This is a genomic window from Polyangiaceae bacterium (assembly GCA_016715885.1).
Lineage (GTDB): Bacteria > Myxococcota_A > Polyangia > Polyangiales > Polyangiaceae > Polyangium.
Genome location: JADJXL010000025.1, coordinates 636,063 through 657,289 on the forward strand (window position 1 = coordinate 636,063; position 21,227 = coordinate 657,289).

At 59.7% G+C, this 21,227-nt stretch carries 22 protein-coding genes; 5 read left to right on the forward strand and 17 right to left on the reverse strand.

Features of this window, described 5'->3' with window-relative positions; genetic code table 11:
- Window positions 1–7 precede the first annotated feature (7 nt).
- The 7 genes from IPM54_37635 to IPM54_37665 form a co-directional block, all read right to left on the reverse strand.
- A complete protein-coding gene (locus tag IPM54_37635) occupies window positions 8–766 on the reverse strand; it encodes a DotU family type IV/VI secretion system protein (protein ID MBK9265497.1) in 759 nt (252 codons plus the stop codon).
- On the reverse strand, window positions 763–2,445 hold the full coding sequence (locus IPM54_37640; GenBank protein MBK9265498.1) for a type VI secretion system baseplate subunit TssF: 1,683 nt from the start codon (window positions 2,443–2,445) through the stop codon (window positions 763–765). Before IPM54_37640 ends, IPM54_37635 begins: the two co-directional genes overlap by 4 nt.
- 21 nt (window positions 2,446–2,466) lie before the next feature.
- A complete protein-coding gene (locus tag IPM54_37645) occupies window positions 2,467–3,123 on the reverse strand; it encodes a hypothetical protein (GenBank protein ID MBK9265499.1) in 657 nt (218 codons plus the stop codon).
- 86 nt (window positions 3,124–3,209) lie between these two features.
- Window positions 3,210–4,364, reverse strand: coding sequence for a WVD2 family protein (locus IPM54_37650; protein MBK9265500.1), 1,155 nt, complete (start codon window positions 4,362–4,364; stop codon window positions 3,210–3,212).
- Between the two features lie 14 nt (window positions 4,365–4,378).
- Entirely contained in the window at window positions 4,379–6,277 is a 1,899-nt protein-coding gene (locus tag IPM54_37655) for a hypothetical protein (protein ID MBK9265501.1), read from the reverse strand.
- A 102-nt stretch (window positions 6,278–6,379) separates the two neighbouring features.
- Window positions 6,380–6,832 (reverse strand): hypothetical protein, encoded by a 453-nt coding sequence (locus tag IPM54_37660; protein MBK9265502.1) that lies wholly within the window; start codon window positions 6,830–6,832, stop codon window positions 6,380–6,382.
- Window positions 6,833–7,291: 459 nt separating this feature from the next.
- The gene (locus tag IPM54_37665) at window positions 7,292–8,365 is read right to left on the reverse strand and encodes a 50S ribosome-binding GTPase (GenBank protein ID MBK9265503.1); all 1,074 of its coding nucleotides are present in this window, start codon (window positions 8,363–8,365) and stop codon (window positions 7,292–7,294) included.
- A gap of 188 nt (window positions 8,366–8,553) precedes the next feature.
- Between IPM54_37665 and IPM54_37670 the strand changes: the two genes are divergently transcribed.
- On the forward strand, window positions 8,554–8,820 hold the full coding sequence (locus IPM54_37670; GenBank protein ID MBK9265504.1) for a hypothetical protein: 267 nt from the start codon (window positions 8,554–8,556) through the stop codon (window positions 8,818–8,820).
- Between the two features lie 47 nt (window positions 8,821–8,867).
- Here the strand turns inward: IPM54_37670 and IPM54_37675 are convergent, their stop codons facing one another.
- The 3 genes from IPM54_37675 to IPM54_37685 are packed head-to-tail and all read right to left on the reverse strand — an operon-like array spanning window position 8,868 to window position 11,395.
- Window positions 8,868–9,548, reverse strand: coding sequence for a hypothetical protein (locus tag IPM54_37675; protein ID MBK9265505.1), 681 nt, complete (start codon window positions 9,546–9,548; stop codon window positions 8,868–8,870).
- 2 nt (window positions 9,549–9,550) lie between these two features.
- Entirely contained in the window at window positions 9,551–10,120 is a 570-nt protein-coding gene (locus IPM54_37680; protein MBK9265506.1) for a hypothetical protein, read from the reverse strand.
- Between the two features lie 3 nt (window positions 10,121–10,123).
- Complete coding sequence (locus IPM54_37685) at window positions 10,124–11,395, reverse strand: AAA family ATPase (GenBank protein MBK9265507.1); 1,272 nt, start codon at window positions 11,393–11,395, stop codon at window positions 10,124–10,126.
- A gap of 504 nt (window positions 11,396–11,899) precedes the next feature.
- Between IPM54_37685 and IPM54_37690 the strand changes: the two genes are divergently transcribed.
- The 4 genes from IPM54_37690 to IPM54_37705 all read left to right on the forward strand — a co-directional run bounded on the left by IPM54_37690 (window position 11,900) and on the right by IPM54_37705 (window position 15,218).
- Window positions 11,900–12,679 carry a hypothetical protein gene (locus tag IPM54_37690; protein ID MBK9265508.1) on the forward strand — a complete coding sequence of 260 codons (780 nt, stop codon included), beginning with the start codon at window positions 11,900–11,902 and terminating at the stop codon, window positions 12,677–12,679.
- Window positions 12,680–12,870: 191 nt separating this feature from the next.
- On the forward strand, window positions 12,871–13,086 hold the full coding sequence (locus IPM54_37695) for a Uma2 family endonuclease (protein ID MBK9265509.1): 216 nt from the start codon (window positions 12,871–12,873) through the stop codon (window positions 13,084–13,086).
- A gap of 120 nt (window positions 13,087–13,206) precedes the next feature.
- A complete protein-coding gene (locus IPM54_37700) occupies window positions 13,207–13,863 on the forward strand; it encodes a hypothetical protein (protein ID MBK9265510.1) in 657 nt (218 codons plus the stop codon).
- 59 nt (window positions 13,864–13,922) lie between these two features.
- A complete protein-coding gene (locus IPM54_37705; protein ID MBK9265511.1) occupies window positions 13,923–15,218 on the forward strand; it encodes a ferritin-like domain-containing protein in 1,296 nt (431 codons plus the stop codon).
- A 52-nt stretch (window positions 15,219–15,270) separates the two neighbouring features.
- Here the strand turns inward: IPM54_37705 and IPM54_37710 are convergent, their stop codons facing one another.
- The 7 genes from IPM54_37710 to hisA all read right to left on the reverse strand — a co-directional run bounded on the left by IPM54_37710 (window position 15,271) and on the right by hisA (window position 21,165).
- The gene (locus IPM54_37710; protein ID MBK9265512.1) at window positions 15,271–16,170 is read right to left on the reverse strand and encodes a hypothetical protein; all 900 of its coding nucleotides are present in this window, start codon (window positions 16,168–16,170) and stop codon (window positions 15,271–15,273) included.
- 11 nt (window positions 16,171–16,181) lie between these two features.
- Window positions 16,182–17,330 carry an AAA family ATPase gene (locus tag IPM54_37715; protein MBK9265513.1) on the reverse strand — a complete coding sequence of 383 codons (1,149 nt, stop codon included), beginning with the start codon at window positions 17,328–17,330 and terminating at the stop codon, window positions 16,182–16,184.
- Between the two features lie 169 nt (window positions 17,331–17,499).
- Window positions 17,500–18,024, reverse strand: a complete 525-nt coding sequence (locus tag IPM54_37720; protein ID MBK9265514.1) for a hypothetical protein — start codon at window positions 18,022–18,024, stop codon at window positions 17,500–17,502.
- A complete protein-coding gene (genX, locus tag IPM54_37725) occupies window positions 18,021–19,283 on the reverse strand; it encodes an EF-P lysine aminoacylase GenX (protein ID MBK9265515.1) in 1,263 nt (420 codons plus the stop codon). Before genX ends, IPM54_37720 begins: the two co-directional genes overlap by 4 nt.
- A 14-nt stretch (window positions 19,284–19,297) precedes the next feature.
- On the reverse strand, window positions 19,298–19,696 hold the full coding sequence (locus IPM54_37730) for a hypothetical protein (GenBank protein ID MBK9265516.1): 399 nt from the start codon (window positions 19,694–19,696) through the stop codon (window positions 19,298–19,300).
- Window positions 19,693–20,379, reverse strand: coding sequence for a CDP-diacylglycerol--glycerol-3-phosphate 3-phosphatidyltransferase (gene pgsA, locus IPM54_37735; GenBank protein ID MBK9265517.1), 687 nt, complete (start codon window positions 20,377–20,379; stop codon window positions 19,693–19,695). Before pgsA ends, IPM54_37730 begins: the two co-directional genes overlap by 4 nt.
- A gap of 51 nt (window positions 20,380–20,430) precedes the next feature.
- Window positions 20,431–21,165: a 1-(5-phosphoribosyl)-5-[(5-phosphoribosylamino)methylideneamino]imidazole-4-carboxamide isomerase gene (gene hisA, locus IPM54_37740; GenBank protein MBK9265518.1), complete on the reverse strand. Its 735-nt coding sequence runs from the start codon at window positions 21,163–21,165 to the stop codon at window positions 20,431–20,433.
- Window positions 21,166–21,227 lie beyond the last annotated feature (62 nt).

Genomic DNA, 21,227 nt, shown 5'->3' on the forward strand with positions numbered 1-21,227 from the left:
GAAAACCTCAATACGACGCGCCAATGAGGCGCAATACGAAGTAAAGCCCGACGATGGCCCCCGCCGCAGCCACGTAATACAGCACGGGAAACTTCACGAGCTCCGGCGCGGGCGGTTCGGCACGCGGAGGTTCGGCCGCAATTGGCACGATCTGCATGCGCGCCTCGAGCTGCTTCTTGTAGTCGTCGATGCGAGCCGGATCGTCGGCATACATGCCCTCGAATCCGTCCTGCAAGCAATAATAATAAACCTCGACGGCGAGCTGCGGCGATTTGATTTGTTCGAGATATTTATAAAATTCTTCGCCTCCGCTCTCGGTATTGTATATCTCGCCCTGAAGCGTCTCCCATTGAATGGCAACGTCACGACTGACGAACCGTACGAGCTCGTCGAAGTAAACCACGATGGGGAAAAGAATGGCGTGCGTGTCTTCTTCGGAATACGTGCTCGCGAGCGCATTTTTGAGCAAATGCAATCGATCGCGAATTTTTGCCTTCATCGCGACGAGATCCGCACCATTCGGATGCTTCTTCTGAAACGCCAAGTCCTCGACCAGATCATCGATGCTGGCCAGGCGCGGATGCACCCGTTCGTTCGGAATCGCCGAGTGCGTCTCTGCCTCGGCCTGCCGCCCCTGCGCCACTGCGTCCTCGCGGTGTTTTCTTTCGAGGAGCGCTTCCGCGGCTCGTGCTTCCCGACAAACCGAAACCACTTCGGTAAATGCCGCATCGATGGCTGCCCAAAGCTCCGCTTGCGACTTTTTCATGACGTTCCCTCCACTCGTACCGTCGCTCGTCCACCCACGACGCGCCCCACGAGCTCGATGACCTCCTCGGTGCTCCACGCCGCCAGCAAGTCGAAGAGCCTGCGACAATAAACTTCGAGCTTTGGAATTTCCGTCGGACCAAGCTCGGAAAACTCGATGTTGTACACGTACTTGAACCCCGTCGAGCTTTTTGCGGCCGGTTTTCTATCCACGGAAACGTTCTTCATAGCATTCGTGAATTTTTCGTATGCCGACCCCTCGGCTGCCCCGACCGCTCGTAGCAAACACCGAATATGCTCCAAGTCGAGCACGCGATGATTTTTTATCGACAAAAGCTCGAGCAAATCCTGATCGCTTTCCTCGATGGAGCTCTCCCCATGCGGCATCAATGCCCCCGAGCACGACCATTCCACACCCGCAAGATGCCGATCCGCAAGCGCCACACGCACATCATCCATGCGCACGGTATCGACCGACGGTTGATACCATATCGCTTCGACCGCCACGTTCACAGGGCTATCGAAGGCCCCTGGCACATCCAGCGTCACGAAGGCATTCCGCCGCGCACCCTGCCCTTCGTACGTCACGTCGTATGTCGGGCGCGACTCGCTGCCACCGCCAGGCGCACCCGCCGATACGACCGCAGGTTCAATCGGATCAAGCCCCTGATCGGTCATTCGATAAACGCCAAATATATCCGATGCAACGAACTTCGCCCCAATGTCCGGATGCAATACCGGATGACGCTCCTTCGTCCCATCATGCTCGATGGGGTTCGCCATTTCGATTCGTTCGTTCACGATCGGCACCGCGAACAGCTCGAACCCGTCGTGATTCGGCCGAAGGTCGGTGGGAAAAGTCGTCCCCAAATCGAGATACACGGCGAACCTATCGACCGCACCCGGCAATTTGATACCATGAATGTTCAAATACAAATGCTGCCGCGGAAAACGTAGCGCCATACGCACATCCCGCAATGGATACGACGCCCGGTCCAATACGTCCCGCGCCTCGGGCAACGCCCCAAATGATACGCGGCAAGGCGTCCCCACCGTGTCTTCACGCACGGTCTGTCCAAAAACAACCCCGGCCGATTTCAAGTTTTTTTCGAGCGCATACGCGACCATGAGCGACGAAGCGAGATCGTCCAAATGATTGATGTGCAAATGCAAATCCCCCACATCCATCATCATTGCGTGGCGCGTCGTAAAGCGAAATTGCAGCACGAGCCGCAGGCTCCGGTCGGGCATCCGCAGCGGCACGACCGAATGCAATTCGAGCGGCAACACGCGCAGCTCGCCAATCGTGCGAAACCGAAAGACCCGATCGTCGGCGCCTTTGATGCCCGGCTCGACGAGCATCACCTCAGAACCGCTCGGAAGCACGGCCGGATCCACGAAACGCGCGCTCGGCTTGGCGCTCAGCATTCCCATCGCAGGCACCGGCCCGAGCATATGCGAAAAGTGCTGCCGAAACATGCGCAATACATTGCGATGCAGCGCGCGTGCAGTCGCGACGCGCGTCCGCGCCGTGAACATCGCCAATCCCTCGAGAAGCCGGCGTACATCGGGATCCTCGCGCGAAAGCGGCGTGTTCGGATACGCCCCCGTGTACGAAATCCGAAACCGGTCGAGCGCGGCGAGTTCGTCTAGAAATACCTTTTCAACCTCGTCGTCCACCTTGCTGCCTCCATACCTCGCTCAGCCCAGCTTGACGAGGGACCCTTCCACCTTGACGAGCGAACCTTTGACCGTCGTGAGATCCCGCCCGACGCTCGTGATCGGCGCCGCCATCGACGCCGTCATCGTGCCGGAAATATCCACTTTGCCCCCCGAAACCTCGGCACTCACATTGCCCTTCGCCGATAGCTTCGCCGAAGCTTCGATCGTCGTATTGGCGCCCGATAACTTTGCATCTGCAACGGCACTCGCCGTGAGCGATGCGCTCGAATCGAGCTTCATCGCAGCAGTGCTCGAAGCCGTGAGCTTCGCCGAAGATTTCACCGTCATGTCTTCGGTGCTCTTCACATCCATTTTGCCGGTCGCCTGGTACAGCGAAGCCTTCGACGACTTGACCTTCACGTCTTCCGCATCAACCTCGAAGTTCTTGCATTTGATGAGCACCTGATCCTGCTTCTGCGTAATGGTGCTCGTCGCGTCCGGCCCGGCGACCTTGAACAAAAAGCTCTCCGAATCCTGCGTGATCGTCGACGTGCTCTCTTCACCCTCGACCGTCGTCGTGATGCTCGTCCCGTTCATCACGATCGTTTGCGTGATCTTCCCGGCAGCGTTCTTGACCGTCACGGTCACGCCGTCAATCTTGCTGAGTTCGATGGAGCAGACGAGAGTATCGGACATCGGAGCGGCCCTGCCGGAGCAGTTCTTCGGGCGGCACCGAGACTACCGGACAAGCCGCGGCAGGAGCAAAAAAGGTGCGACGATTGTCACTCACACGTCGCGCCATCTTCGAAACACTTGTTGAAGTTGCATCGGCATCGAATACTCTGCCCATCCGGTAGCGATGTTTCCCAACCGTTCGTCGAACAATCGGAAAATGAGCAACGCGTCGTGGCCGTGCCTCCACCAGGCAAATCCGTCGACCACCCGTCTTTCAAACAATTCGAGAACGAACAACGCGTCGTCGCTTCGGTTCCATCGGGAAACCTCGTCGACCAGCCGTCTTTGGTGCAATCCGAAAACGAACATCGCGTCGTGGCTTGCGATCCGTCGGGAAATCGCGCGGTCCAGCCATCTTTGAAACAATTCGAAAAGGAACAGCTCACGTCGACATCGCCTTCGGCCGTGCGCGCGGTCCAGCCATCCTTCAAACAATTGCCAAATCGGCACCGTCCTGCCGCAAATACGGCCGCTGCCACGTATCGCTCCGCTTTTGCTTGCTTTTCCTGCGCTTTCTTTGCCGTCACCGCCGCAGCCAATGCCCGCTCATTTTCCTCTTTCAAATACGCCGCGACGTCACGCTGCGCATTGGGCCATTTCAGCTTTTTCGCATCACCGCCTGCTCCATCCAGGCATGTGCCGGTAAAATCAAGGACCTCGTCGCCCTGCACGAGGTGCCGCACGCGATGACACGCCGCAAGCAGCGCGCGATCCGTCGCTTCACCCGGCGGCAAGCCTGCAAGCGTATCGAATGTTTCGATGGACGGCGATTGCCGAATGGCCGACTCGAGGTACTGCGCGGCTTCCGCATAAAGCGGCGCCATGTCCACTTTGCGCGATCGAGCAAGCTCCGTATGACTCGCCTCGACGACTTTCTGGGCAAACGGTCTTGCCTTGTTCACGACGTCTTTGGTCGCCGCAATGTCTCGCCGCATGACGTCCAATTCATCGAAAATGGCTCTCTCACGAGCTTCCGTTTCCGCTGCCCGCTGGCGCTTGGCTTCCTCCATGGCCGCGCGTCGTTCAGCGTGGCGCTGCTCTTGTTCGGCACGAGAAACGGACGGTGGTGGATACGCCGGCGGATCCTGGTACTCCGGCGCATGATAATGTCCAAAGACCTGAGACGAACATCCGGAGAGCAACAACAAGGCGATGATCGTCGAAATCGATCCCGACAGGACTCGCGCATTGGAATGCAGCATGTTCATTCCCCCTCTCACCGATCCTCGGCCGGCTCGATCTTCCACTTTTCTTTCAGCGTTTCGTATCGTTTTTCGAAGGCATTGCGCTCTTTTTCGTTGAATTCGTCCCAACCGGCGTCTTCGAGCAACGCGAGCAGGCGCGCGGCCGCTTTCTGCTGCGTCTCGGTTTTCGGCGCTGGGCCCGCTTCCTTTTCGAAAGCCTTGACCGCGCAATGGAAAAGCCCCGCCAGCATCGACGATACCTCGCGCCTTTCGTCGTCGGCATTCCAAAATGGCCCGCCGTAAAGCGATCGATATTCCTTTCGCGCAGAATGACACGTCGCCCCGGGCTTGGACGTCACACCCAGCAGCGTCGACAATTCGTCGTACGTGACGATGCGCGGAGCAAAACGACCGAATCTATCGTGCAAAGCATCGAGGATCGCGCGAATCGCGTTCGCTCCGGCCTGGAGATCACCTTTGGCAAACGCTTGCTCTGCGCGCTTTGCCCGAGCTTGCATGTTTTTCTGTCGAAACGTACGCCACTCTTTCGTATCCATCGAAAAATGAATGCGCTCGACCGCAATCTCGCCGATTGCATTGACTGCGACTTTTTTTGCCCCATCCATGAAGGTACGAGGGTTGAATCCGGGTCCTCGCGGAATCGCAGGTGTCTCCGGAGTGCGTCCCGATAATTTGCCTTCGATCGCCACGACCACCGGAGAAAACCTCACGGTGTTCAGCTTGACGCCCCCGCCGCTCAACAAAGAATGCATCGTCTTCGACAAATCACCATCGGTGCTCAAGTCGCCCGACGTAGGAAACACCGCATTTTTTGGCAAAAGGGCCCGCAACCGCTCCAATTCCGGCCCCGAAAGCAAAAACCGTCTCGCCCCCATTTCCCAATGCGGCAAATCCACGCACAACTTGCCATCCGCATCTTGCACCAAATACCCCACGACCGCCGCGCGCCTTTCGATCCTGCCCATGACGACGTCACGCACGGAAGCTTCCGCCTTCGCATCGCGATTCGCCGGTTTCGCTGACTCCAGCGCAGCGTCCCCTTTGGGCAATGGCATCGCAAACGCCATTCCCATATGTTCGTCGTACAGCCGCAGCGGCAAATCCGATAGCAACAAATACAAATTCTGCACTTCGTCGCCCACGCCCGTGCCATAAAACCGCGCATGGCCAAATGAATTCGCATACATATGCACGGCGCCAGCAACGATGTCGTCCTTCGGCGACCCCAGAAAACGCACGGCAACAACCCCACCAGGCGCCAATTTCTCCCGAATGACCTTCACAGCGTCCGCCGACATGAACGATGCAGGCAGCTCCGTGCCCGCGAATGCATCGAGCACGATGAGCTCGTACGGAGCTTTGGCTTTACGAATCCAATCCATACCATCCGAAACTTCGGCATGGCCCTTGTAATCGAAAAACCGCCGCGCAACATCGATGACCGCTCTTTCGATTTCGGCCACTTCGACCGTATGTTCGACACTCGCAAGCTCGGAAGCCGTCGCGCCCGAACCGAGACCTACCACGAGCGTACGCGTCGCCTGTTCGCGCCGAGATGCAATGAGTATCGCGACGAGCGGATCGTGCGCTGCAAGCGGAGCGTCCCCCGAGCCAATGAAATGCGCCGCATGCACGATTCCATCGATCGTGAGCAATCGATAACCGTCACGCTCCTCGACGCGCACGACGCCCGTTTTGCCTTTCATTTCGGCGCGAATCCCGTCGGGAAGCGGCGCGGTCGGCGGCGCATTCGATGCGGAAACCACCGGAGCCGCCGATCCTGGCGGCGTCGCAGAAGGAAGTTGCGGAGGTCGCACGGGCTCGCGAGGACCGTCACATGCAATGAACGCAAGCGCTGCTACCGAGCGCAGGAGGGCGACCCGAGACAATGACGATATCCGCGAGTGCATGGATCAAGCGGTACAAGGTCGCGCGTCCAGCGTCAAGGCCAAGCGTAACGGGTCATGTCGCGGCATTGCCGGGTCGCTCGGGGCGCGGCGTCCCCGTAATGCCTACTTCGCCGGATTGCCCGTGCAAAGCCATTCACAACCACACACTTCCAGCTTGTAGCCCTTGTCATTGCACGCATCCTGATATGCGGCGCTCGCGGGCGGCGGTGAACAGTCTTCGGAAGCCTTGGCGCATGCCTTCGCATTGCCTTCCGCGTCGTAAAGCATCTTTTCGGCCGGCTGCGGCTTGCCCATGCAAAGCATTTCGCAACCACAATGGACCATGCGATACCCCGCAAGCGCGCATCTCTCCTGAAGCTCGCGATTCATCTCCGGCGCAGCACATTCCTTCGACGGAGGTTCGCACGTTTTGGCTTGACCCGCGCTATCGTAGACCTGGGCCTCGCGACGCGTCGATGGCACTTTGGCCGCATCGGACGATGGAGACGACGAAGATGCACCACATCCAGCAACGAGGAACGCGACAATCACGAACGAACACGACGCCTTTTGCATGCGGCAACAAAACATCGAAACGATGCGACCGTCAAGACGGTTTGCAGCTCGAAGTGCCAACCGCCCCAAACCAACAAGGCACCTCTGCCGCTCTTCACATGAACACACGCAAACGCCCTTGCCCCAGAAGGCACCCGTATATTGCGAGGAAACACGGCCCGTGCCACCCTCGTTTACCGACCACGCCGGGCGAGGCACCGTCGTTGGGATACGTCTCGGAAGACCCGGACGTCGACGACCCGAAATCCCGTCGACACCGATACCTGAAGGAAGCTTTCATCCGGGAATTGCGCCAGTTTCCAGAGCCCGAATTCGTCGAGGTCTTCTTTCGACAGGCCCACCGCGGAGGTCCCCAAAACCCCAGATGGCAGGGCGCCCGTCGAATCTGATGCAATTGTCGACATGGCGAATGAACGGTTCCTGTCCGAAATGCGGGAACGATTCATCGAACCACGCTTGCTACTTTCGCAATGAAGCAACGGCGGCGAGCACTTCGTCGACCGACGGCGGTTCACCTTTGTGTTTGGCAAACAATGCATCGAGCGCCGCGATGTAAGCCGTGCCGAGCGCCGTCGTCATTGCGCCAGCCGTTGCGGCTGCGACTGCGCCTCCAGCAATGGATCCTGCTCCCGGAATGAGCTTCAAAAGGCCGCCGACGATGGCGCGTCCGGTGAGCGTCGCGGCTGCACCGCCAATGGCCGATGCCACGACGGCGCTCAAAAAACCTTCGGAAAAGTCCAATCCATACGTTGCGGTGATGCTGGCGATCATTCCGATTTGAATGGGCACGAGCAGCGCCGCATCTGCAAATGGAATCGGCGCGGCCCCGACGCCCATGGCGGCGGAAACGGCCGTACCCATGATCAAATGACTTTTTTTTCTCTTGAGCTCTAAATCAGCTTTTTGCGCGGCGACGAAAGCACATCTTTGCCCCTCCGGGACGAGGTCCACCGTCGCTTGGACCAAGTCGATGAGGCCCATGGGGGCGAGTTTGTGACCATCGTCCAATTCTTCGGGAATCGAACGCACGCGAACGACATTCCCGGCGCGCGGCAAGAGGCGCTGCACTTCAGCTCGAAATCCATTGTCTGCGCGGGCTTTCGTGACGATGGCGAGCACGGGCATGAAGTCGGCGAGCATATCGACGAGTCTTGTTTCGGCTTCTTCCACGCGCCGGAGGTCTTCGGCGACGCACACCCACGCGACATGGATATGCTTGCGCGGATCGTGATCTTGGCGGCGCGTTGCGACGAATTCGCGTAGTTGCGTCAGGGTTTTCTCGAATTCCGCCATTTCGAGCCCTCGGGTATCGAAGATGGTGAGTGGAATTCCGGATTTATTGATTTCGCGGGTCGATTCGGTCACGGGTCTTCCGTGGCCGGTGGCGGCGAAGTGGCCTTGGAAGACGCTATTGATGAGCGTGCTTTTGCCGACGCCGGTGCGACCTGCGATGAGCACGTTCGCGTGGCCGCGTTCGTGCATGGCTTGTTCGACGGCTTTTTTGACGGTGTCGCCGAAGTTGATGTCGTCCATCGGGGCACGGTTGTAGCCGAGCAAGGTCTACGCGACAAGGGCGAGAGGGGCGTGTTTGGACGGAGGAAGGTGGAAAAAAAACGAAGTGGTGGATCATGGGCAGGGTGGAGAATTAGCGGTCCTGCACGGCCGCATCTTGCAACCTGGAACCGAATGGAGTAGGCACTTGATGCATGGAACGCTCTCCCATGAAACCCCCGATTCTGAAGGCCCTCTTGGAACTGCTTCCGATGGATGCCGCCGTGCGAATCGAGCTGGTTGAAGGCGTACCTATTTTTCGAGCGCCGCCGCATGTGCAGGAACGCATCGAAGACTTGCTCGAGCGGCGACAGATGACGGTGCTTGACGCAGAGGAAACGCGTGAGCTGATGCAGTACGAGGAGCTCGACGAATTTCTTGGGCTCGTCAATCGCCTCATGCGCAACGAAATGCTTACCGCGGACGCTATGCATTAAACGCCGTCGCCCTCGTCAGCAACGACGGCACACGAATTTGCGCCGACCTATCGCAGGCATCTCGCGATCTCATCCCCATCCCTGCGAGCGTCCGCGAACCCCACAGGCCATCGCTCGCGTGGTTGCGTCGCTCCACCAGCGACGTCCGTCGGCAGAACGCGTCTTGCACCAATCCCGGCAAGCACTTTCGCTGCTTGCGCGGGCGAAGCCTCGTTCGAACAAAGCATCTGCGCGAGCCTCCTTTGCCACCGGTCATCGGCATCCTGCGGCGCTGGGAGTGGCCATTCGTCGAGCATGAGCAGCTCCTCGACGACCGCGGACCGGAGCATTGCCAAGACAAACGTCGCGCAAGTAAAACCATAACGTTCATCGGTCGACGATGGAATGATGTCCGCACTGGTAGGATCAAATCGAGGCCTCCACTCCATGAATCGATAACGAAGCGTGTTGGAATGCCTCCGCGCGACCCGGCGACAGAGCGCGCACAACGTCTGAGCGTCGTCATCATCGAGCGTCAGCGCAATGAGACCATTGTCATGCCCCTCAAAGACATCTCCCGGAACATCGTCGCGGAGATCTCGATCCCAGGCAAAGTGCAGAACACGTGGGGCACCGTAATCGCGATGGTAAAGTCCTGCATGGAACTGGACGCGGCCTGTGCGCGTAACCCATACGGCTACGACAAGATCAGCATCAGCCCCGCGAAACCATTGCGTACGGTGTCCCATGCTCACGTTTCAAGCCCTTGCTCCAGGCGGCGTATCGTTGTTTCGGGCGTACCGCGGGCGCGGAGGTCAGCAAGAAACCGCTCGAGAAAAGCTTGGCGGGCAGGCAAGTGATCTCTCGACATACGCGTTGCAGCAAGCAAGGTCTGGCCGACCGCACGTACCGTGCGAGCAGGATCGAGCCGTTCGAAGAGCGCGACGACATGTTCCGGCGCTGTCGCGCTCCAATGGTCGACATATTCGAGTAGGCGATCGAGTGCCGACGCGACGCGCGATCGATCGGAATGCGAAGAAACAGCATACAATAGCTCGAGCAGCACATCGAGCGACGGAACGTCTCTTCGGCCAATGCGCTCGAGGTCGCCCACGACATCAGCCAAGTCTTGGTCCGTAACTTGATCCGCGGGAACAGGCGAGCCATCTGCCATGACCAACCGATGTGCACAAGGTTCGCCCAATGCCATGAGCGCTCCCAGCGCGTCGAGCTGACGTCGACGAATGCGGTGCGACGCAGGATTGAATTCTCCCCCGACAGGGCGCGGCACATCGATGGTATGAATCATCTGTGTCGTCACGGATCACCAGAGGTTCAGCGCACGGAGCAAGTCGGTCACGAGGTCGAGGCGCGAGGCGCGCAATGCCTTGATCATGAGGGCAGATTCGTCGTCGCGCAGCCCTCGCCAGTGAAGTGTGGGCTCAGCGCCCCCAGGTTGCGGCCGAGATTCGCAGAGAACGAATCCACGGCTCAGCTCCGTCTCGGTGCTGAAGGGGAGCATATCGAGCATTTCGCGGTTTTGACTGGTAAGAAAAACCTGCCGATCGCGAAGTTGCAAAACCAAGAATTCGATCCAGGACTCGTGAAGACCGTTGGAGGGTTCGTCGAGAATGGCAGCCTCTTTGTTGCATACCAAGTACCAGCCCAGAGCGAAAAGCCGACGTTGACCATAGGACAATTGATCTCCTCGTCGCGCCAATCGCCCGTCACGGTAAAACGTGAACGTGGGAGAGGAGTAAACGAAACTCTTGCTTCCGTAGCGCTGCTCGACGCGCGGTGGACCGAGGTACATCCGAGCTTCGCTGAAACCCATCTCGCGAACGAATGCTGCTAGGAGGGGTTCACTCACCAGGGAGATGTCAATGGCCGAACCATCGGAAGGTAGCGCTCGGAAAATAGTATCTGGCAGGAGGCCTGGACGACTCCACATCGACTCCCCAAGGCAAATCTCAAAGCTGTTGCCCTCAATGTGTTTCAAGAGTTCATCACTCTCGGGCATACGATGAAGAGCTTGGTCGTTACCACTGATAGCGCGAACGTCCGCATTCAACAATGCGCCGAGCGCCGGCAAATTAGGGGCGAGCGGTGCTTGCTTGAAGCTCCATGCAATCGACTCATCGACCGCATCGAGCGCCAGCGCCGCTCCCTTCACGATGCGCCGAGGAGGATTATCGCTCGCCAGAAGGATCGTCACCTCCACGCCGGATGGTGCCCGCAATGTGTAGCGACCCTCTTCACGAAGTGTGACTGCCGAAGACTCGGTGAGCGCCGCTCGTTTGACCGCGACATCAATTTGATGTGGCCCTGCCCGTAGGACAAACTCCAAGTCCAACGGCTCGTCGCGGAAAGCTCGGTGCCCAAAGTTTAGATTTAGTGCGGAAGCAACGAGATCGAGCAACGTGCTCTTGCCCGTCGCGTTCTTTCCAAGAACGACATGCAGCCCCTCACTGAAATGCAGCTCGGTCCCCGGTTCGACCGACCGGAACTGGTTGATCTTGAGACGCTCCAACCAACGGCGCGGATGCGAGCCGGCTTCGGTCGTCGCTTGTAGCTCGGGCGAGGTCTCCGTCGTCATCCGCATCTCTCCACGGCGCATACCTACCACATGCCGCTGCCTCAAAAAACACTGGAATGTTTGTTCCTGTCAAGGACCACCTCGGTCACATCGGCCCAGGACGCATCCCACATCCCCTGAATTCCCTCGCCCGCTCCCCACTTCCGCCCCCACGTCGCGTCCCGGCGCCTCCGCTGCACCATTCGCCCCGTCAACATGCCCCTCCGCCACCGCCGCCACGCGTCTATCCAATCAACGTCGCCTCCCGGCGCCATCGGCACGCCACTTGCCGCGGAAACTCGCCATCCGCCGCGATCGGTGACCGATATCGCCCACGCAACTCGCTTCCCGGCTGCGCCGGCGCGCCACAAACGCCCGATCGCCGCGTCCCGTTTGCCTCCGGAGACCCTGCTTCATTTTGAAGCCACCTCGCCGGATGTGCCGAGGCTTCCTTGTCTCAACTTCACCACACCACCCTGTCGACAAATTCTTTACTTCTCGATGCAGCTCCGCTAAGCAAGCATCATGACCGACGCAAAAGCTTCTCGTATGGTTTCCGACCGGCTTGCGATCACCAATACCGTGGTATCCTCGATAAACATTCACGGTCCCGAAGTCGCTCCGGTCCTCGAAAAATTGCTCTTTCCGGACGGAGTGCCACCGAACCTGACCGTGGCGGGGGTCCTCGTAGCGCTCGGCGCGCATTTGCAAGCTCGAGCGACAGCGCTCGTCAATGCCGACCGCACGCATACGACGGAGCTCGCGGATGACGATGGTTATCGCCGCACGCGAGACGAAAACCTCGTGGCCGTACGCGAATTCATGAGCGCCTTGCGGTCGGGGCTCGCGCAAAACTATGGTGCTACGGTGGCAGCAGCTTATGGGCTTGGAGGGTCCATTCCGGAAGAGCCCGCGACGGTGCTGACGCTGGCAGGTCATGTCGAGCAATTCTTGCGCACGAGGCCCCTTGTCGAAACGCCGAAAAACAAGAGCTTGAAAATCGATCCGACGCTCGCCGCGGATGAATTGCAATCGCTCGCGAATGCATTGAAGACGGCGCTATCGGATGTCGACCGAGAAAAACGCGAAGCGCAGCTCACGCAGGCCGCAAAGAACGATGCAATGGCGGCATGGGGAACGTCGTATTCGGGTGTGGCGGATGCGGCGGCGGCGTTTTACGTGCTGGGAGGACGTCCCGAGCTTGCGGAACGCGTGCGCCCGACGGCGCGTCGTCGCGCGGGTCTCGTGGAGCCGGAAGACGCGGGACAAGGGACCGAAGCGCCGCCCGCACGAAACGGGACGTAGCGACGATTGGCATACGCGCCGAGAACAAGTTCGTCATGCCGAACCAATTGCGGCGACGAGCTCGTCGTTTCCCATCACGAGCCTCTTGCCTTCCCATAAAAGCCGCGGCACACTCGGGGCCATGAGCGTTCCGGCCGAGAAACCACAGCGACGCGCGACCTACGAGGACTACGCTGCCGTTCCCGAACGTCGTGGTCGTTTATGCGCGCGAACGCGTCAAGTACGTGTGGCTCGTGCATCCCATTCGCCAGACGCTCGAAGCATTCACGCTGAATCCCGACGGTTATTGGTTGACGACGGGACTTCATGAAGGAAATCAGCGTGTGCGCGTGCCGCCCTTCGACGCCATCGAATTGGACCTGGGACTTTTGTGGCCCGAAGTGGAAGATGCCAAGGGCGCAGAGTAAGAGGACAAAATCGGCGCTTGATTGTGCCAACCTGTGACAATTACCGCACCCACCACGGCGCGTCGAATCGAATAAAGCCGACGCATCGAATGGCACACGGATTGCTCCCGCGTTCCGCCCATGCGAAACGCAACGAAAGCATCTCCTTGGCTCGTCAGCACCATCTCAATCATCGCCTGCTTCACGCTTGCCGCGTGTGGCGCTCAAGTCATTGACGGCGGCAGCTCCGGCGGCAACGGCGGCAATGCAACGACCGCATCGAGCAGCGGGAGCGGCGGAGGCGGCGGGAGCGGCGGAAATGGCAATGGCGGCGGCGGTACGGCGGGCGGAAGCCCCGGCGGCTCGAATGCAATCGCGATGCTTTACGGCGAGCTTCAAAGCTCGAATCCGTCGGGCACCACGGTGGCTTCGTCGAGCGGCGGAGGACCCGATGCGAATATGCTTTACATTGCCATCAGCAATACACCCGAAAACTGCAACGACCCCTTCGAGGCGGAACCTTGCGGAGACAATTATCGGGTCGCGATTGGCATCCCGGTGGATCTCCAAAAAGTCGGCATCATTCCGCTGAACGATCCAACCATCATCTCCAATTTCTCGTGGTCGGGTGCCGCCGATGCGACGGGTCAATGCGCGTTCGGCGGAGGGAGCTTCTTCGATGGCGAGCTGGAGATTACAGCCATCGATGGCGGACACGTCGCTGGGATCTTGACGAACACGTCGACCTTCGATTTCGATGCCAATGGTGCGTTCGACGCGCCGCGCTGCATGTGGTAATGCCCATGCCCCCAAATTGCCCTTGCTTTGGAACCTCGAACCAACGGATTCTACGAACCATGCTAGACGCTCGAAACTTGAAACGGTTGTTCAAAGGTATTCTGGTCGCTTCGTTCGTGCCCGGATGTGGCGGCGTCGATCGCGACCAATTCACCACGAATGCCTGCACCGGTAACAATGATCTCGATGGGCTCACGGCAACGCCGGCGGTCGATTACATGGAGCTTCGGCAAACGGTTGCCTTCTCCGAGCCACCGATGACGGAGGTCATTGCGAAGCAGGGGTCTGCTTGCGCGAACGCATCGGGCACGACATGCTCGGATACCCTTGCAACGCTGACGGTAACAGGCGGTTGGACTCGCTCGTCGGGATTCTTCGATGGCGGCCCGACAACTCGGTATCTGGTGTTCACGCGTGGCGACGAAGTGGGCGCTGTCGCGTCACTCGACGACCTCAAAAAGTTCCTCGCGCCGATCGAGAATCCGCGAGACGCGATCTTTTTGATTGATAATGAATTGAGTGGCCATCGCGTCATCTGCGAAGAGAACAACACCGCTGCGGTCGATGATGGATTCCATATTCTCACGACGAGCGGGACTGCATGTGGCGAGGGGTCGCATCGAGACGAGCACGTGGTGCATGTGTCGTCCACGGGCGTGATCACGGTGAAGGAAACGGTGGTGATTGAAGAAGGGGACTCGGGCTGCGTGATTGGGCGCCGTCCGGAGGGGTTGATTGCGTCGAATCCGCCGCGGGGGGCTCGCTCGATGGGCGCGTATTTCGCGGAAGCGTCGCAGCTCGAAGCGGCGTCGGTATTTGCTTTCGAGCGGCTGGAAGGGGAACTGCGCACGTATCGCGCTCCGCGGACGCTGGTGCGGGATGCGAGGCGGGCGCGCAATGATGAAGTGCGGCACGCGCGGATGACGCGACGATTGGCGAAGAAAAATGGTGGGACGCCGGTGGCTGCACGGGTTCGGCAAATGTCGGGTCGAGCGTGGATGGAATTCGTGAAAGAAAATGCGGTCGAGGGGTGCATTCGCGAGACGTTCGGGGCGCTGGTTGCGACGTACCAGGCGCAGCACGCGACGGACGAGCACATCAAGCGAGCGATGGGGGTGATTGCGAACGACGAAACGCGGCACGCGTCGCTTGCGTGGCGGGTTGCGAAATGGGCGGAGGCTCGACTGAGCGCGGAAGAGCGCGCGGAGGTGCGAGCATTGCAGCGCGCGGAGTTGCAGCGGATGCGCTGTCACTTGTCGCATGAGGATGCGCCATTGCCGGCGGCGGGATATCCGGGTCGAGACGAATCGATTCGGCTGCTCGCGGGGTTTTCTGCGGCGATTGGGATGGGTTGAGATCGGACGGAATGGGTGCTTTTCGAAGCACGCGGTAGAAATTACCGCGCCTTTAGAGATTGCGAAGGATTGGATTCGATCGTTCGTTGAACATACTCGTCAATGGTGCTTCGTCGCCACCGGTGGGTATGCCAACTGCGCTCGAACCAAGCGCAGCCTCGAGGTCCCGGACAAGTGCGCGTAGGTATGGGAACCACGTAGACGTTGCGAGCACGGTGGGCCAGTTCAGCTTGCCCAGGAGACGCACTCCTTCGTGCTGCTCCAGGTATTTCGAGCAGTCGCCAAGTGTGTGATCACGCATCAACCACTCGAGGTATTTCTTGGGATGCTCCTTTCGCCGAGCGCTGATCCAACTCGGCATCCTGCCGCTAGCGAAACCTTTGCACGCACTGCCGTCGTCCGCATCGTACGCAGGATCGTCCGTCAGAAAGTCCTCGGGATCTCGGTTCGGGGCAATGTTCGGAGGCCAGTACGCCGACGGCACTTCCGTTTGCAATGCCGAGAAGTCCCCAAAGAACCAGCTCTCCGGCATGGGGACGGCGAGGTGAAATGAGACGCGTTCGCGCATGAGTCGTGTAGCAAACGCTGGATCCATTGCGGAACCGATGTTGCTGATCGTGCGCCTTGCTGATTCACGAACGTGTTCAATCATGATCCTTTCATTCCCCTTATTGACGAGTTCCAGATCCTCGACGACATACGCAAGGTCCGATGGGGGTGTCGCCGTATCAGGAGGGACCAACGTACCAAGAGCCGCCCTCAGCATCGTGCCAGCCTTTCCCGATCCATTGCCGGGGGGTAGCAACTGCACCGTACATGAGGTGAAGCCGTGAAATGGTTTGCCTGGCGCGTATGGCTCGACGTGGAATTCATGATCGGGAAACAATTTTTGGAGTGCGGCCGCAAGACCACGGAACTCCATGATCCCGGTCGTGAGCAATGATACCCGCATGGGCAGCCTCGTTATGAATTCGATTTCTCGTCCGAAGGCGTCGCTTCGGGTACGGGAGGAGCGCCGAATTTCATGCGATCGTAGAGCTCTCCGAGCGGGAACATTGCCAACCACTCGGGCTTCTTGAGTTGGTCGAGTGGCATTGGGCATTTGTCCGCCTCCGCGTCGAGAACCCAGATCTGGCCAGGTTCCTGGTCGAATTCATTCATGACGAGGGGAGAGTGGGTCGTTAGAACGACGGTGAGATCACGTTCCCGGGCCATGGCCCGCATGGACGCCAAAATCGAACGAATTGCGTGGGGATGGAGCTGGTTTTCCATTTCATCGAAAGCAAGGATGCTCCTAGGTTTTGCTCCTGCAACGGCAGTAAGTTGCAATAGGCCCGTGAGTAACCCGTCGGCCTGTCTTCGGGGTGGCAACCCATCAGCGGGATCGGTCGCTCCCGGAGGAAAAACATAAGCCTCGTTGCGGTCGAATTCGATTGTCTGGATCAGGTCGGGGAAAGCAATGCGGGCGTGCTGCATGACCCACTCGAATTGCCCCCTGTAGCGCAATGGCGCCTGCTTCCAGTTCGCAAGCACGGCCCATAGATTGCGTCCTGTACCATGCAAGAATTTGACTGCGTCTTCACGCGTAGTTCCTTCGCGCACGGTGTGGAGCCAAAAGTCATAGGTTCGCAAATCATACAATGCTTGAAAGAGCGGGCGCATCCAATCTGAGCCGCCGCGATCCCATAGTACCCTGGCACAGCATCGAACGTCGTCGAAGGGTTGCGTTTTGCCTTCTAGAGTCCACGTTTCCGAATAAGCCGCTGCCCGTAGGATCAAACGATCTCCGCAATATAGCTCCTCGCCATATCTTCCTTTGAGGCCCGCAGCAGACATCGGAAGCAGCAGCCGCCAACGGACGTCATCGACGCGCACTTCGAAAATCACCAGATCGTCGGAACTGCCCCGGGTTGGAAAATGATCACCACCGTGCGCAGCGTGCAATCCATCCTCGTGTCCACTGATGAAAGTTCCCCGCAAAAAGCGAAGGAGATCGAGCGTCGTCGTCTTCCCGGCGCCGTTGGGCCCCACGATGAGCGAGACGGCTCCCGGCGCCCAGGAGAAGTCTTTGAGTCTGCGAAAATTGCGACAACTGATCTCGAGTCGACTCACGATGAAATCCTGGACTGTCGAAGGAGCGACAGTCGACGCTGAGGGGTGCGGTGACGGTACTGCCCGACCGGGCAGCAGAACCGCATCAAGAAGAATGCCATGAGGGACAACGGGAAGCAAGAAAACGCCAAGGACATCCGTGGCTCTGCTCGACGAATGCACAACCGGCTCATGAGCTCTTTCGCCTCGGAAACAGTGCCGCACGAATATCCACCGCGGGCACGCCAAAGACGACTTCGAGCCTCTGCAAGACGACCGCATTGAGACGTCCTGCATGCGGACGAACGACATCCATCACGAACTGCGCATCGACATTCAATTCAAATTCTCCCGATACGCCACGGACGAGCGACTCGATTCGCTCGGTCGGCACGTCCAGCGTGTTGGCCGTGCGGAGCTTGATCCACAATGCTGCACGCAATAATGCGTGATACGCGATCATCCACGCCATCCACGGCGCGATCGCACCTCCAGCAATGGCCTCGCCGAGCATTCGTCGACGTTTCGCAACGACGTCCATCGGCAGCGTATCGAGCTCCCGCAATGCTCCTGGAAACCGTTCGGATAGCGCTTTGAACACGGCCCGCTCGGGAATCGGCTCGCCGCGATCACGCGAGAGCCGAAGTGCCTCGATTTGCGAATACTTCGCTTCGAGAAGGGCAAGCTCTTCGCGCGTCGGAACGTCGAATTTCATAACCACCCAAACGGGAAACTCGTGACGTCCGCAATGCTCTTGGCCGACAAGCCAAGCGCGACCAATCGATCGAGGCCCAAGGCATTGCCCGTCGATGGTGGCATTCCTTCTTCGAGCGCTGCGAGAAACCGTTCGTCAATCGGATACACCGGCTTGCCTTGCGACCGTCGATGTTCTTGATCGCGCAGAAAACGTTGCCGCTGTTCGACGGGATCGGTCAATTCGCCAAAACCATTACAAACTTCGAGGCTCCCGACGTACAATTCGAATCGCTCGGCGACGCGCGGATCGGACGGCGAGAGGCGCGCCAATGACGCAAATGGGGCCGGGTAATCCGTGAGAAAGACCGGTCGACCTAGGCGCGCAAGCGCCGGCTCGACGTCTTCAACGAGGACCCTGAAAAAACGATCCTCGTCGTCCGTCGCCCAAGCAATCGCTTCATCTGCTGACACGTTCGCATAGCGGGCAAATGCATCACCCACCGTGAGGCGCTCGAACGGCGCAGATAAATCAATCCGCACACCTTCGACGAGAACCTCGCTCTTGCCCGAAAGCTCGGTGATGACGTGCCGCACGAGATCTTCGGTGTCCGCGATGATGTCATCAACGGAGGCAAACGCGCGATACCATTCGAGCATCACGAATTCGGGATTGTGCCGCCCGCCAACTTCGCCTCGACGATAACACCGCGCGAGCTGATAACACCGCGGGATGCCGCCCACGAGCAGCCGCTTCATTTGGTATTCGGGCGACGTGATGAGCCAGTGGGGCGAATCGGCGACGCCGTAGGCATCGAGGTGGAGGTCGAGGCCTGGGCAAGGAACCATCGACGGCGTGTCCACTTCGACAAACCCTCGCCGATCGAAAAACGACCGCACGAGCGCGAAGGCTCGAGCACGCGCAGCGAGCGCTCGACCGACGTCACGCAAGACGAAGCGTTCCGTTTCGCCCGAAGGAGCCTCCGAAGATGCCCCGCGTGAAACCTTGGGTTTGGCGGGAGTGAACCTTTCGATCACACGACCCGCGACGAGTTTGTCTTGAACGAACGATGCTTCGACGACGACGAGATCGCCCGGGGCAACATCACCTTGAAGCAGCGACACGCCGACGCGCGCAAACGCATCGGCGATGATGATGTCGCTGCCCTGCACGTCGATCACGCGGCCTGCGATGCGCACGGGCCCCGGAGCGCCGGCGATCGCTCGTAAGTCACTCGGAGCGAAGGGCGAGGCCGAAGATCGTTCTGCAGGGCCGAGCATCGATCACGACGCTTTCACGTACCGCCGCCAGCTCCACCTGCTCCGCCGGCACCGCCAGCTCCGCCGACACCGCCAGCTCCACCGGCGCCGCCTGCTCCACCGGCACCGCCTGCGCCGCCTGCTCCGCCGACGCCGCTCGACGAGGAGCTGGTGCTGCCGAGGGCACCTGGAATGCACGCGGGGTTGTCGCTGCCGATGGGTTTGCAGCAGATGTCGACCTTCGTATCGAGCTCGGCTCTCGATGTGCACACGAGGCCTTCTTCGCAGTCGGCGTTGACGTTGTCGATGCTGCACGCCTGCCCTTCGGCCTGGTTGGAACAGCCGACGAACAGGGCCAACGTTGCACATAAGCCCAGGCCGAAGATCGACGACGTTGCTCGCGAAATCACGGTTTTTGTAGTTGCACTGTTCACGCGGGTGGCTCCGCCTTCTCGGTGGTTGCGTTGTTCTTCTTGTCGATCGCGTCGACGAACAAGCTCAAGTACTGGCCGGCACTCCAGATGGAAAAGCCGAGCGAGGTGTATACGAGAAGTCTGCCGACATGCACGAGATCGACGCGACCGAAGTCGTAGATGCCGAGGGTGAAGTTGTACGGGTAGCCGATGATGAGGCACGCGATGCCGATCATCTGCAGCGCCGTTTTGGTTTTGCCATCGTTGCCGGCGGCGATGACGATGCCCTCGGTCGACGCGATGGAGCGCAGGGCGGTGATGGTGATCTCGCGCGAGATGAGCAGCACGACGGCCCATGCTGGGATGCGGCCCATGGGGACGAGCCACACGAGGGTGGCGGTGACGATGAGTTTGTCCGCGAGCGGGTCGAGAAACTTTCCGAGGACGCTGACGAGGCCCTGACGACGCGCGAGCCATCCGTCGAACATGTCGGTGAGGGCAGCGAGCGCATAGACGCCGGCGGCCCAGAAGCAGTCACGGGGGCTGCCGCGATCGAGCAGGATGAGGACGACGGGGATCATGATGATCCGCGCGAAGGTCAGGAGGTTCGGAAGGTTGCGTGCGTCCTCCCAAAGGGTTTTACGCCGCGCAGCTTTGAGCTTGCGCAACGACGCTCGGTCCGCCTTCGATCCGTTACCGGCCACGGCGCGAACAGTACACCATGATTGGCAAGTGGAAAGGGACGCACGCGCGAATCAGGGTTCGGCTCGTACGAAATGGCCCGCCGCGGCAAGCGCGTCCTCGAGCGTAAATGCCCGTTCATAGAGCGCTTTGCCGACGATGACGCCCACGACGCCCGGAACGCACGCCAGCGACCGGATGTGGCTGAGGGTTCCGACACCGCCGGACGCAATGACGGGAAAACCACCCGACATGGAAAGCTCGGCCGTAGCAACCACGTTTGGCCCGGTTTGCGTGCCGTCGACCATGATGTCGGTGTACAAAAGAGCAGCCACGCGCGAGCCGGAAAGGTTTTTCGCTACATCGAGCGCCGATTGATTGGAGGCTTCGAGCCATCCTTCGATGGCGACTCGTCCGCCCTTCGCATCGACGGCGACGACGACGCGATCGGGATGCGCATCCGCAAGCGCGCGAACCATGTCGATGTCGCGAATGGCCGCCGTTCCGAGCACGACGCGTGATGCACCAAGCGCGAGGTACGCTTCGGCAGCGTCGGCATGACGCACGCCTCCGCCGACTTGCACACCAGGGCCGAACGCGCCAACGACGGCTCGCACGAGGTCCGCTTGCACGGGCCGGCCTGCTCGCGCGCCTTCCAAGTCCACGACATGCAGCCACTCGACCCTGCCGCGCAAGCTCGCAGCGAGCCGCACCGGATCGTCGTCGTACACGGTGACGGCGTCGTACTGACCTCGATGCAGACGCACCGCTTTGCCTTGGAACAGATCGATCGCGGGTAAGATGTGCATGCTCGTCCGTGCGGGCTTGGCTCGTACAGAAGAGGCGCGCCCGTGGAGCTACCTTAGTACGA